The sequence below is a fragment of the Arthrobacter pascens genome (assembly GCF_017052465.1).
GTDB lineage: Bacteria > Actinomycetota > Actinomycetes > Actinomycetales > Micrococcaceae > Arthrobacter > Arthrobacter pascens.
On record NZ_JAFHKT010000087.1, the window covers coordinates 1 to 12646 of the forward strand.

Annotated in this window: 11 protein-coding genes; 1 reads left to right on the plus strand and 10 read right to left on the minus strand. The window is 62.9% G+C overall.

Translation table 11 applies throughout. The features are described 5' to 3' along the window. Positions 1-130: 130 nt before the first annotated feature. The 10 genes from JYA52_RS01055 to purU form a co-directional block, all read right to left on the minus strand. The gene (locus JYA52_RS01055) at positions 131-628 is read right to left on the minus strand and encodes a molybdenum cofactor biosynthesis protein MoaE (RefSeq protein WP_205651303.1); all 498 of its coding nucleotides are present in this window, start codon (positions 626-628) and stop codon (positions 131-133) included. A gap of 10 nt (positions 629-638) precedes the next feature. Beyond that, entirely contained in the window at positions 639-1505 is an 867-nt protein-coding gene (fdhD, locus tag JYA52_RS01060; protein WP_205651304.1) for a formate dehydrogenase accessory sulfurtransferase FdhD, read from the minus strand. A 39-nt stretch (positions 1506-1544) separates the two neighbouring features. Then, the gene (locus JYA52_RS01065; protein WP_372433697.1) at positions 1545-2822 is read right to left on the minus strand and encodes a molybdopterin molybdotransferase MoeA; all 1278 of its coding nucleotides are present in this window, start codon (positions 2820-2822) and stop codon (positions 1545-1547) included. Between the two features lie 295 nt (positions 2823-3117). After that, positions 3118-3678: a GTP cyclohydrolase I FolE gene (gene folE / locus JYA52_RS01070; RefSeq protein WP_372433698.1), complete on the minus strand. Its 561-nt coding sequence runs from the start codon at positions 3676-3678 to the stop codon at positions 3118-3120. A gap of 76 nt (positions 3679-3754) precedes the next feature. Beyond that, positions 3755-6094, minus strand: coding sequence for an FdhF/YdeP family oxidoreductase (locus tag JYA52_RS01075; RefSeq protein WP_205651306.1), 2340 nt, complete (start codon positions 6092-6094; stop codon positions 3755-3757). Between the two features lie 50 nt (positions 6095-6144). Then, complete coding sequence (locus JYA52_RS01080; RefSeq protein ID WP_205651307.1) at positions 6145-6417, minus strand: hypothetical protein; 273 nt, start codon at positions 6415-6417, stop codon at positions 6145-6147. Next, the gene (locus tag JYA52_RS01085) at positions 6417-7292 is read right to left on the minus strand and encodes a bifunctional 5,10-methylenetetrahydrofolate dehydrogenase/5,10-methenyltetrahydrofolate cyclohydrolase (RefSeq protein WP_205651308.1); all 876 of its coding nucleotides are present in this window, start codon (positions 7290-7292) and stop codon (positions 6417-6419) included. Before JYA52_RS01085 ends, JYA52_RS01080 begins: the two co-directional genes overlap by 1 nt. Beyond that, positions 7289-7915 carry a cyclodeaminase/cyclohydrolase family protein gene (locus JYA52_RS01090; protein WP_205651309.1) on the minus strand — a complete coding sequence of 209 codons (627 nt, stop codon included), beginning with the start codon at positions 7913-7915 and terminating at the stop codon, positions 7289-7291. Before JYA52_RS01090 ends, JYA52_RS01085 begins: the two co-directional genes overlap by 4 nt. Before the next feature lie 113 nt (positions 7916-8028). Then, positions 8029-10521 (minus strand): GcvT family protein, encoded by a 2493-nt coding sequence (locus JYA52_RS01095; RefSeq protein WP_205651310.1) that lies wholly within the window; start codon positions 10519-10521, stop codon positions 8029-8031. A gap of 58 nt (positions 10522-10579) precedes the next feature. Next, on the minus strand, positions 10580-11494 hold the full coding sequence (gene purU, locus JYA52_RS01100) for a formyltetrahydrofolate deformylase (protein ID WP_205651311.1): 915 nt from the start codon (positions 11492-11494) through the stop codon (positions 10580-10582). Between the two features lie 121 nt (positions 11495-11615). On the opposite strand from purU, the gene JYA52_RS01105 reads away from it, so the two are divergent. Further along, positions 11616-12296 carry a GntR family transcriptional regulator gene (locus JYA52_RS01105; protein ID WP_205651312.1) on the plus strand — a complete coding sequence of 227 codons (681 nt, stop codon included), beginning with the start codon at positions 11616-11618 and terminating at the stop codon, positions 12294-12296. The last annotated feature ends 350 nt before the right edge of the window (positions 12297-12646 follow it).

A 12646-nucleotide genomic window follows, 5' to 3' on the forward strand; every position in this document is an offset into this window, starting at 1 on the left:
CAGGTAGTGGTCCGTGAGGATGATGGCGCCGTCGGCGCCGACAGCCTTGGAATGGGCATCGGACGTGACAGGAGCGCCGGACTGTGTCGTGGACACGGCAGGCGCAGAGATGTTCGAAGTCATCTTTCTCCTAATTTGTTGTTGTTGGTGTCGGTGGGAGCTTTCGCGTGCGGCGTGACATCGGCTCGTTCGCGCCAACCCATTCGACCGATCCGTCGCTAAAGAGCTGTTCCTTCCAGATCGGCACGCCGGCCTTGATGCGGTCTACTAGCTCGGAGCAGATGGTGAATGCCTGGCGGCGGTGAGCGGCGGATACGGCGCACACCAGGGCCACGTCACCGACCTCAAGGGTGCCGGTGCGGTGGGCAGCCCAAATGCGCACGGGGTGGCCGGTCTCCTCCGAGTATTCGTCGAGGAGGGTGGCCACAACCTCCAGCATGGCCTTCGACGCAGTGGGATGCGCCGTGTAACTCAGGCGCTCAACGGCCTTACCCTCGTCGTGGTTGCGGACAACCCCTCGGAAGCTGACAACGGCGCCCGCCTCGGGACCCTCGACCGCGGCAAGGGCATCGTCCTCTGAGATGGGATCGGCGGTGAGGACAGCCCCGATTACTTCAATATCAGCCACTGGTTTCCTTTCAGTTGTTCAGCGGCGGTGCCAGCCGTTCTTCGCCTACGTACACGTTGAGGCTCTTGCCCCGGCTGAAACCCACAAGAGTCATGCCGGTCTCGGCAGCGAGGTCCGCCGCCAGGCTTGAGGGTGCGCTGACCGCCGCCAACACGGGGATGCCGGCAAGAGCTGCCTTCTGAACGAGCTCAAAGGACGCCCTGCCAGAGACCTGCAGGACCGTTCCGCGCAAGGGCAGACGCCCTTCACGCAGTGCCCACCCGATCACCTTGTCCACCGCGTTGTGGCGGCCCACGTCCTCACGGAGGCACAGCAGCTCGGCCTCACCGCCGTCGGTGATTCTGAACAGCCCTGCCGCGTGGACGCCTCCGGTTTTATCGAACAGCGCCTGGGCTTCGCGCAACTGTTCCGGGAGCCGCGCCAGTACGTCAACCGGCACCCGCAGCTGGTCTTGCTCGAGGCCGAAGGTGAGGGTCTTGCGCACGGCTTCGATGGACGTGCTGCCGCAGATGCCGCAGGAGCTGGAGGTGTAAATGTGCCGGCCGGTATCCGGCAGCGACAGGCCGGGACGGAACTGGGCTTCAACGACGTTGAACGTTTGCCTGCCCAGTTCATCCTCACCTGAGCAAAAGCGGAGCGACGCCAGATCCGACTGGCAGCTGATGATGCCTTCAGAGACCAGAAAGCCGGCCACGAGGTCGAAATCGTCGCCGGGTGTCCGCATGGTCACGGCAAAGGACATGCTGCCGAAACGGATTTCCAGCGGTTCCTCGGCCGCCAGCACGTCCTCCCTGAGCCGCACGGGGTATTCGACGGCGGCCGCGGAGCCGTCCAGGAGGTACCGGTGGACCTTTCGCCGTTGGGTCATGCGTGCCACGTCGTGAATACTCCTCGCCTGTTCGTTCTCATCTGATCCTCATGGCCATGCCGGTGTATTGTGCAGCTCCGGGCGCCAGGGGAGGGCGAATACCGGAACCGGCTCCCCTAACTGAACGCCGCGCGACGGGACCGCCATTACCCCGTCGGCCGAGGCCAGGCCCCGCATCATGCCGGGGCCGGTGTAGCGGACCGGAGTCGCAAGGCCGTTGATCCACTTGAAGGGCATAAGCCGTGTGGACGCCGCGTGGGAGTCGATGACCGTGCCGCAAGGTAGCCGGCAGATGTCGGCAAGGGGCTGGTGGCCCAGTGCGGCCAGGAGCGGAGCGCCAATGGTGAAGAGGGCCATTAAGGCGGCCAGCGGGTTGCCCGGGAGTCCGACGACGAAACGGCCGTTGGGCAGTTTCGCCAGGGCGGCCGGGTGGCCGGGCCGCATGGCGATGCCGTCAATCAGCAGCCGTCCGCCGAGCGCCGCGGTGGCAGTTCGGAAATGGTCTGCGCCGGAGCGCCCGGTGCCGCCTGTGGTAACGATCACGTCGGACCACTGCCCCATCGGCGCTTCAAGGGCCCCAAGTGCTGTAAGCCATTCCTCGTAGGAGTCCCCGATGCGGATCAGCGACCCCGGGACGCCTCCGAGCATCTGGATGACTGTGCTGATCTGGGGCCCGAAGGCATCCCTGACCTCTCCCGGTGCCGGAAGACTGGCGGTAACCACCTCTGATCCAGTGACCAGCATCTTGACGAGGGGCTTGCCCCGCACTTCCAGCTGATCGAACCCGGCAATTGCGGCGAGAGCGATGTGGGCAGGGTTCAAAGCTGTCCCTGCGGGGATCAGGACTTCACCTGCTGCCGCTTCCTCGCCCGACTTGCGGATGTGCTGGCCAGAACGAGGTTCACCGGGTGGTGCCCCCTCGGCCACCATCAGCACGGGCTGGCCGCCCGCTTTGCCCGCAAGCTGTCCGCTCTCGACCCGGAGCACCGCCTGGGAGCCTGGGGGTATTACTCCGCCGGTGACGACGGGGCTGGCCTGCCCGCTGCCGAGGGGCTTCCCTGGTTCGGTCAGCACCCAAGGGCCGGCGCCATTAACCGTCCAGCCATCCATTGCGGAGGAGGCGTAGTGGGGCATCTCCTGAAGTGCGACGAGGTCAGCCGCCAGCGTTCTTCCGTTCGCCTCCCGCAGCGGAATCCGTTCTGGTCCGAGAGGCCTGGCGCAATCAAAAGCCAACCGGCGCGCTTCCGCCCAGGTGTGTTCCCCGTCCGCGGCCCGCCCGCCGTCCTTGCCAGGCCTGTCGGCAATTGGAAGGGCTTGAGTTACCACTGGTCGTTCCCTCGTTGCTGAAATGGATTTCTATCGGTTCGTTTCCCGAAAGCGGTGTTTCGGCGCTTACCTCCCCAGGTATTCAGGCCAACCGAAACACCGTTTACGGGAAACGACATCGCTTTCCATGACACTGGCCATGAGGCCCCGGCGCCGTGCTCCAAGCATCGGTCCGGCTTTGCAGGCAGTCCGGCCTCTCTGCGTAGAGAAAACCGGGGCAGCGACGACTGATATTTATAATATATCGCAAAGATATATCAAGCGGAAGGCATGTGTGGTTGATTACACCGTTTCCTTAGCGGCCCATGATCAGGCTGAGCGCCTCGGCCCGGGCCGCCGGCAAGCGCAGCTCACCCCGTACCGCGGAAGTGATGGTTTTTGCGCCCGGTTTCCTGACGCCCCTCATGGACATGCAGAGATGCTCGCATTCCACCACGACAATCGCGCCGAGCGGGCGGAGGGCAGAGACGACGGCATCCACCACTTGGGTTGTCAGCCGTTCCTGCACCTGTGGCCTCCGCGCGAACGCATCCACCAGCCTGGCCAGTTTGCTCAGGCCCGTTACCAGTCCCTCGGCTGAAGGGATATAGCCAACGTGGGCCACCCCGTGGAAGGGCACCAAGTGGTGCTCGCAGGTGGAGTAGAAAGGAATGTCCTTGACGAGGACCAGTTCCTCATGGCCGAGGTCGAACGTCTTATTCAGGATCGATGCGGGATCCTCGTGAAGGCCACCGTACATTTCGACGGCGGCACGTGCCACACGTGCCGGAGTCTCCGCCAGGCCAGGCCTGTCAGGGTCCTCGCCGACGGCGAGGAGGAACTCACGGACCGCCCGCTCTACCCGTGGGCGGTCCACCCCTTTGCTGTCCACCCCCTTGCTGTCCAGCCGGGTACCGTGCAATCCGATGCTGTGCAGTCCGACGTCAAGATCGTTACCCATGCGTGCGCCCTCCCGCCGGCTCCAGCCTGACAATGACGGACTTGGACGTCGGGGTTCCGCTGGTGTCCGCCACCGAGTCCAGCGGCACCAGCACGTTGGTTTCCGGGTAGTAGGAGGCTGCGCAACCCCTAGGTGTCGAGTAGGACACGATGCGGAAACTCTCCGCCCGGCGTTCCGTTCCACGGAACTCCGAGACCAGATCGACCATGTCCCCGTCCGCGTAGCCCATTTCGGCTATGTCCGCTTCATTGACCAGTACTACACGCCTGCCGCCGTGTATTCCGCGGTACCGGTCGTCCTTGCCGTAGATGGTGGTGTTGTACTGGTCGTGGGAACGAAGCGTCTGCAGGATCAGCCGGCCGGGTGGGACCCGAAGGTACTCCAGGGCGTTCGAGGTAAAGTGCGCCTTGCCGGAGCGCGTCTTGAATTCCCTGCTGTCCCGGGGCGGGTGGGGCAGGATGAATCCGCCGGGGTTCTGAATTTTCTCCTCGAAGTTCTCGAAGCCATCGATGACAGCCTCGATGTGCTTCCTGATCCGGGAGTAATCGTCCCGAAGCGCGAGCCAGTTAGTTACCGGTGTGTTGGGGCGGGGGAGTCCGGAAGCGTCCGTGAACACCTTGTGGGCGAGGTTGCAGACGATGGCTACCTCGGACATCAATTGGTCGCTCGCGGGCTTGAGCCGGCCGCGGGATGCATGAACAGCGCTCATCGAATCCTCCACGGTCACCCTCTGGTCGCCAGACTGCTGGGTGTCCCTCTCCGTACGGCCAAGGGTCGGGAGAATCAGGGCGCGCTTTCCTGTTGCCACGTGGGAATGGTTCAGTTTCGTCGAAATCTGGACCGTCAAATGGGTATTGGCCAGCGCCTGCTCGGTAACCTCCGAGTCGGGTGCCGCCCGGACGAAGTTCCCGCCCATGCCCACGAATAGCCGGACCTTGCCGTCGCGCATGGCCCGGATTGCAGCGACCGTGTCGTAGCCGTGGGCCCGGGGTGAACGGAACTGGAATTCCTGGTCGAGCCTGTCGTGGAAACTCTCCGGCATCTGTTCGAAGATGCCCATGGTCCGGTCGCCTTGGACATTGGAGTGTCCACGAACGGGGCAAACCCCCGCTCCCGCCTTACCGATGTTGCCCTGAAGCAGCAGGACGTTGACCACGTCGCGGAGAGTGGGCACTGAATGCTTGTGCTGTGTCAGGCCCATTGCCCAGCAGACGATGGTTGAGCCTGACGCCAGGAGACGTTCGCCGGTGGCCGCGATCTGTTCCATGGTGAGGCCGCTAGCCTCGATGATGTCGTCCCAGCGGACCTGTTCCAACTGCGCAAGGTAGGCATCGAGGCCGACTGTGTGGTTGTCGATGAAGTCGTGGTCCAAAACCGTTGCTAAGCCAGGGCCGTTCCTGCCTGCACGTTCCGCTTCCAGCAGGTATTTTCCCAGGCCTTGGAACAGTGCCTGGTCGCCGCCGGCCCTGATCTGAAGGAAATCATCAGTCAGTTGGGTGCCAAGCAGCGTCCCTGAGACGGTCTGCGGGTTCTCGAAATGAAACAGCCCCGCCTCGGGGAGCGGATTGATCGATACGATGGCTGCCCCGTTTTTCTTGGCCTTTTCCAAGGCGCTGAGCATGCGCGGGTGATTGGTGCCCGGATTCTGGCCGGCAACGAAAATCAGGGCGGCCGTTTCCAGATCCTTGAGGCTGACCGATCCTTTGCCAATGCCAATGGTCTCCACCAAGGCCGACCCGGAAGACTCGTGGCACATGTTCGAACAGTCCGGGAGGTTGTTCGTGCCCACCCCGCGTACGAGCAGCTGGTACACAAATGCCGCCTCGTTGGATGTCCTTCCGGACGTGTAGAAGACGCTCTGGTCAGGGTCATCCATGCCCCTGAGTTCCTGGGCGATCAGTTCCAGGGCGTCGTCCCACTCGATCGGCCTGTAGTGGGTTGCGCCCTCGTCCAGCACCATCGGGTGCGTCAGCCTGCCCTGCTGCCCAAGCCAGTAGTCATCCCGTGTCTTCAAGTCGGCAATCGAATGCCGGGCGAAGAATTCCGGAGTGACGCGGCGGCGTGTGGCCTCCTCCGCCACCGCCTTGGCACCGTTCTCGCAGAATTCCGCCGCATTGCGCTTGTCGTGTTCTGGCCAAGCGCAGCCCATGCAGTCAAAGCCGTCGATCTGGTTGACCGCCATGAGGGTCTGCACGCTCCGGAGCGGCCCCATTTGCTCAAGGGATATTTTCAGTGCGTTGGCCACTGCCGGGATGCCCACGGCCTTGGTTTTGGGTTTGCCGACGGTCAGCTTTGACTCATCGATATTGTGGCGGGGGGCTTTAGAGGCCATTGGCTCTTCCTTCAAAAGTATGCGGTCGTTTCGTGCTCACCGTCGGCCGCTCAACTCCCGGCGTGTGGAACCTCGACCGTGATGAGGTCACCGTCGTGGCGGAAGAACATACGACGGCCGCGGCCTGCGGCCAGAACCAGCCAGATGATGGTGCCGTCCTCGGTCACGTCGTCAATCCAGCCGGTGTAGGGAACCGTGTACGATTCCAGCACTGTGACGAAGTCGCCTGGGATGAGCGCGGTCCAGTCTCCCACGACCTTCGTGCAGCTGTTGGTGCTGGTGGAATGTGGCGCAGCGAGGCCTGCCGTGACTGTCTCGGTCATTAGGTGAGTACAGGCAATCGGGCTGCGCGCGACTGCTCCCGTGCCGCTTCTGCGGTGTGGAGAAGAAGCAGGGATGTGGTCACTGAGCCGACGCCGCCGGGGACTGGTGTCAGTGCAGCGGCAACGGCCTGGACGCTGGCTTCGTCGACATCGCCGACGAGTGAGCCATCGGAAAGCACGTTGGTACCAACATCGATGACCACCGAGTGGTCAGCAACATCCGCCCCTGTGAGGAGACCGGTGCGGCCGGCAGCGACAACCACGATGTCGGCAGTCTTGGTGTACTTCGCAAGGGGGCCCGACCGCGAGTGGCAGACTGTGGTGGTGGCGTCCTTCTGCAGCAGCAGGAGGGACAGCGGCTTACCAACCACTGCTGAACGCCCTACTACCACCACGCTGCGGCCCGTCAGCGGAACGTCAAAGTGGTCCAGGATTTCTATGACCGCGCGTGCTGTAGCGGGGGCGAAGGCACGTTGGCCCACGGCGAGTAGCCCCAGGCTTAAGGGGTTAGCGCCATCGATATCCTTTTCGGGGGCGATGTGCCTGACCAGCTCCTGGCTTCTTACACCGGCGGGAAGGGGAGTCTGCAGGATGATTCCGTTGACGGAAGGCTCCGCGCTGATGTCCTTCAGGACGGAAATCAGTACCTGCTCTGTCGCGTCGGGGCCGAGGTCTATGACCCTGCAGTCGATGCCGGCATGTTCTGTGGCGCGCTCAATGGATCGCACATACCAGTGGGTCGAGCTGTCCTCGGTCGCGACTACGACGGCGAGGGTCGGGCGTACGCCTTCTTCGGCCAGCGCTTTGGCTTCTTTCTGGGCCTTTTGCTGTATGAGTTTGGCGAGGGGTTTGCCGGAGAGCACAGTTGCAGTCATCCGAGGATCCTTTCCCGTACGTGCTGTGAGAGCGAGTCGGCTGCCAAAACGACTTTTTCTTCGAGGCCGTCAGTTTGTTCGGCCAGCGTTGCACGCGCGTGGGTGTCTTTTATCGCTACGACGTTGATGTCTATGTTGACGCGCGCGGTAGTGGCAGCCGCCCTGGCCGCGTCGGCTGCCGCGGCAATGTCGCTGATGACATTGGGGTTGGCAATGTCCAGAAGTTCGGCGGCAAGATCCACTACGGCGCCCGACAGCTTGATCAGCTGGACGGGCGGTTGAGCAGCCTTGACCAGTGCGCTTTGTATGGCGCCTGCGCGTGCCTCACGCTCAGAATCGTTCGCGGCGGGCAGCTTGTAAGAGGCGATCACATCTTTGAAGGCGACTTCATCGGCGTCGGCCAGCCCCAGCGCCTCGTCAATCAGGTGGTCGGCGGCGGAAATGATCCTGGAGGTTGTCTCTTCGTGCTGCTCATATTTCCCGCCGGTGCTGAATCTTGCCACCATGGCCACCAGGGCCGCCCCCTGCGCTGCATGGAGCGCCGCGGCAGCGCCGCCACCTGGGGTGGGATTCCGCGAGGCAAGCCTGCCGAGGTAGTCGTTGAGTGTTTCTGAACCGATCATTTGTCCATTCCTGGGCTTGTTGAGGCTGAGGCGAGAAGGGGGATGCGCGCAGCCCGGATCCCGTTGCGAGGATGAGTCCGGGCTGCGCGCCCCCCAAGGGGCCCGGCGGCTGGTTAGCCGCGGAGCCTGGTCATTTTCGGGTCGTACAGGGGATCTTCAGTAACAGTGGCCCTGATGCGTCGTCCGAAGTATTCGATCTCGACAGAATCGCCGATGGAAACGGTCGCCGGAAGGTAGGCGTAGGCGATCGGCTTGGCGACGGTGTAGCCGTAGGCCGCGCTGGTCACGTAGCCGACCGATTGCTCCTTGTAGTACACGGGTTCCTTGCCCAGGACGATGGACCTGCCGTCGTCGATGGTCAGGCACCGCAGCCGGCGGGCGGAACCTTCCTCCGTCCGGCCTTCGAGTGCACCCTTGCCGATGAAGCTGTCCTTGGTCATCTTGACGGCGAAGCCGAGACCCGCCTCAAACGGGTCATGTTCGGTGGTCATGTCCGCTCCCCACGAGCGGTATCCCTTTTCCAGACGCAGGGAACTGAAGGCCGCACGTCCGGCAGCGATGACGCCGAACGGCTGCCCGGCCTTCCACAGCGCATCCCAGAGCCTCTGACCGTACTCGGCGCTCGTGTAAAGCTCCCAGCCCAGTTCACCGACGTAGGAGAGACGCATTGCCGTCACGGGAACTCCGCCGATGACAACATCCTTTGCCCGGAAGTACCGGAGACCGTCGTTGGAGAAGTCGTCCTCGCTGATGCCGCTCACCAGGTCGCGGGCCAGGGGGCCCCAGAGACCGATGCAGCACGTGCCGCCTGTGGTGTCCCGAACCTGCACCCAATCCGTGGCTGAGCCGCTTTGGGTTTGGTGCCGGGCCGCCCTGGTGAAGTATGCCGTGTCGATGTTGCCGTTGGCTCCAAGCTGGAACCGGTCCTCGCTGAGGCGTGCAACGGTGATGTCACTCCGCACGCCGCCGGCGTGGTCGAGAAGCAGTGTGTAGGTGACGGCTCCGGGCTTCTTGTCCAGGTCCGCTGTGGTGAGCTCCTGGAGCAGCTTCAGGGCGCCGGGGCCCGAGACTTCCAGCCGCTTGAGCGGGGTCATGTCGTACATGGCCACTGCCGTGCGGGTCTTCCAGGCCTCAGCGGCGGCTATCGGGGAACTGAACATCTGTGCCCATGCGTCACGGGCAGGGGGCAGCCATTCCGTGGGCATCTCCTTCAGGAGTCCGGCGTTGGCTTCAAACCAGTACGGCCGTTCCCATCCTCCGGATTCCAGGAAGAAGCCGCCCAGTTCCTTCTGCCGCGCATGGAACGGGCTGACGCGGAGGTTTCGCGGGGAGAGTCGGGGCTGGAGCGGGTGGAGGACATCGTAGATTTCCACGAAGTTCTGCTGCGAGGTCTCGCTGACGTATTCAGGCGTGAGCTGGACGTCCTCGAAGCGGGTGATGTCGCACTCGCCCAGGTCAGTTTCTGACTTGCCGGTGGTGAGCAGCTCGGCCACCGCCTTGGCTACGCCGGCGGAGTGCGTTACCCACACGGCTTCAGCCACGAAGAAGCCATCGAGCTCCCTGGATTCACCGATGAGCGGTCCGCCGTCCGGGGTGAAGGAGAAGATGCCGTTGAAGCCATCCTCGATTTCGCTTTCGGCCAGTCCGGGGAGCAGCTGCTTGGAGGCTTCCCACGCCGGCAGGAAGTCTTCCAAGGTGAAGTCAAGGCGGGAGGGCATGTTGTGTTCGTTGACGGACTCCGGGTTAAAGGTCTCCAGATCCTCGAGGTCCACGGGCATCGGGCGGTGGGCATAAGAACCGATGCCGTAGCGTTCGCCGTGCTCCCGGTAGTAAAGGTCCTGATCCTGGTGGCGCAGGATCGGCAGCGTGGCCCCGTTCGGCAGTTCGTTGCGTCCCTTCAGCTCGGGCACTGGGGCAGTCTTGACGTACTGGTGGGCCAGCGGCAGGAGAGGCACCGACATGCCGATCAGGGCGCCGATCTTTGCGCCCCAGAATCCGCCGCATGAGATGACGATATCGGCTGGAATAACGCCCTCGGAGGTTTCAACGCCAGTAACCCGCCGGTTCGCCTGCTGTATTCCTGTCACTGTCGTGGAGCCCAGGTATGTGACTCCCGCAGTCTCCGTGCGCCTGATGAGCAGCTGAACTGCGCGGGCGGCGCTGGCCAGGCCGTCGCTGGGCACGTGGAGACCGCCGAGCACGTCCTCATCGTTCAGAAGCGGGTAGAGCTCCTTACATTCAGCAGGGGAGAGGATGGTTCCCTCGATGCCCCAAGATGCTGCATATCCCAGCTTCCTTTTCAGGTCCGCGAGGCGGGTCTCGGTCGTTGCAAGTTCCAGACCGCCCACCTGGTTGAAGCAGCTGACGCCGTCCTCGCTCAGGGAGAGCAGCTTTTCGACCGTGTACTTGGCGAAAGTGGTCATGGTCTTGGAGGGGTTGGTCTGGAAGACCAGTCCCGGGGCGTGGGACGTTGAGCCTCCCGGCATATTCAGGGGGCCCTGGTCCAGGACCGTGATGTTGTTCCAGCCACGGGCCACCAGTTCGTCGGCGACATTAGTGCCGACGATTCCAGCGCCGATGATGACAATGCGTGGTGTCGATGCCATTGCTATTTTCTCCTGCTGATTTTGAATGTGCGCTTGTGCTGCTTGTGCCTGGCTGCTCTTACCGGAAGACGACCGTGCTGGAGTGGTCCAGCAGGACACGGTGCTCGCAGTGCCAGCGGACTGCCCGCGACAGCGCCAAAGCCTCTGCATCCTGGCCCACTGTTGAGAGGGAGGTCGGCCCAAAGCTGTGGTCGACGCGGATGACTTCCTGCTCGATGATCGGACCTTCGTCGAGGTCCGCGGTCACGTAGTGGGCAGTTGCCCCGACAAGCTTGACGCCGCGGTCGTAGGCCTGGTGGTAAGGACGTGCACCCTTGAAACCCGGCAGGAACGAGTGGTGGATGTTGATCGCCCTTCCCTCGAGAGCCCGGCACAGGTCGTTGGAAAGCACCTGCATGTACCGGGCCAGGACGACCAGGTCAACGTTGTACTCGTCGACCAGTTCGAGCAGGCGGCGCTCGGCGTCTTCCTTGGTCTCGGGGGTTACCGGGATGTGCACGAAGGGCAGGCCGGCAGCCTCTGCCATGGCCCTGTGTGTTTCGTGGTTGGAAACGACGACGACGAGATCTCCGCCCAGGCTGCCCCCGCGCCAGCGGAAAATCAGGTCGTTGAGGCAGTGCCCAAACTTGGAGACCATAACCAGAACGCGTGCCTTGGTTTCGTCGTGAAAGCTGAATTTCATCTCGAAGCGTTCCGCAATGGAACGGAACTCCTCTTCGAGCCTGGCTGCTTCGAAGTCTGCAGGCCCGGAAAAAGCGGTACGCAGGTGAAGGGTCTGGCGCAGGCCGTCGTCGAACTGCTGGTGCTCCTCGATGTTGAATCCACGTTCAAACAGGAACGTGGTCACTGCTTGAACGATGCCGGCACGTTCGACGCACGACAGTGTGAGCACGAACTTCCGGCTAGTCGTTTCTCCAGAGGCTTCCGCCTGCGGAGTTGGCCTTGTTTCTTGGACGGTCTCCACCAGGGTCATGTGCCCTCCTTTAGATATATTCCTGATCACCTTATTGATATATTAGGACTGGAACCCAGCGTATACTGGTGAAAGGGAAGGGGTCAATAGTCATTTATTGGCCGATATGAGAGGCGGTACGGTGGCGTTTGAAGCTCTGGCGGTGACTGAGGACGTTGGTTCAAAATCCTTGGCCGACGTAGCCTACGAACGGATACGCGATAGCCTGCTGACCCTGGAAATCAGGCCTGGTGACCCGTTGTACGACGAAGGGCTTGCCAAGGAACTCGGCGTGGGACGGACACCCGTACGGGAGGCCCTGAAGCGGCTTGAACTGGACAGGCTCGTCGTGACCTATCCGAGGCGCGGGACCTTTGCAACACGCGTAGAGGTGACAGACCTGGCGTTCATATCGGAAATCCGTGCGCAGCTGGAACCGCTCGCCGCTTCCCGTGCTGCCAGGGTGGCTAGCGCGGCTGCCCGGGAGCGTCTCCGGCTCATTGTGAGCGCCGTGGAGTCCTTCGATGTGGACAACGCATCTGTCGTGGAGACCCTGCAGCTGGATGCCCGCGTCCACCAGGGAATCTATGCCGCGGCGGGGAACCCGCATTTGGAGGACGTGCTCATCCGCTATGACAACCTGGCCACGCGCATCTGGTGCATGGTGCTGGATCGCCTGCCCGACCTTTCCCGGCATGTGCATGAGCACATCGACCTGCTGCAAGCGGTGATCGATAAGGACGAGGCCCGTGCCGCAGACCTGGCGCGCGCTCACGTCAATGGCTTTGAGAAGGCCGTGCGTACGGCACTGTTCGCTGCCTAGCAAAAGGCGAGTGGTGGACCGCCGCCGCCCTGACCCTCCCATCCTAAAGGGCGGGTAAGGCCGCTCGATTTGGTGGTTAAAGCCCTCCTGGGCAAGTGGCAGTGTTAGGGGCAAAGAAATCTGTGGCTAACCGCCTTTGCCCTGAGCGGAATGCCTGCCAGCCCCAGTCCAAGCGGCCTTCGTCCCTTGTCGACGGCTCGGGCACGCCACAGGAGATTGTTTCGTCGCTTGCCGCCCGGGCAGCATCCGCCACCGATAGCTAAGGCACTTTACTCACCATGCCAGATACCTTGAACGGCCGAAGGACTGCGTTCCGGAGCGGGAATCCGTTGCGGGATCCGCGGGACCGC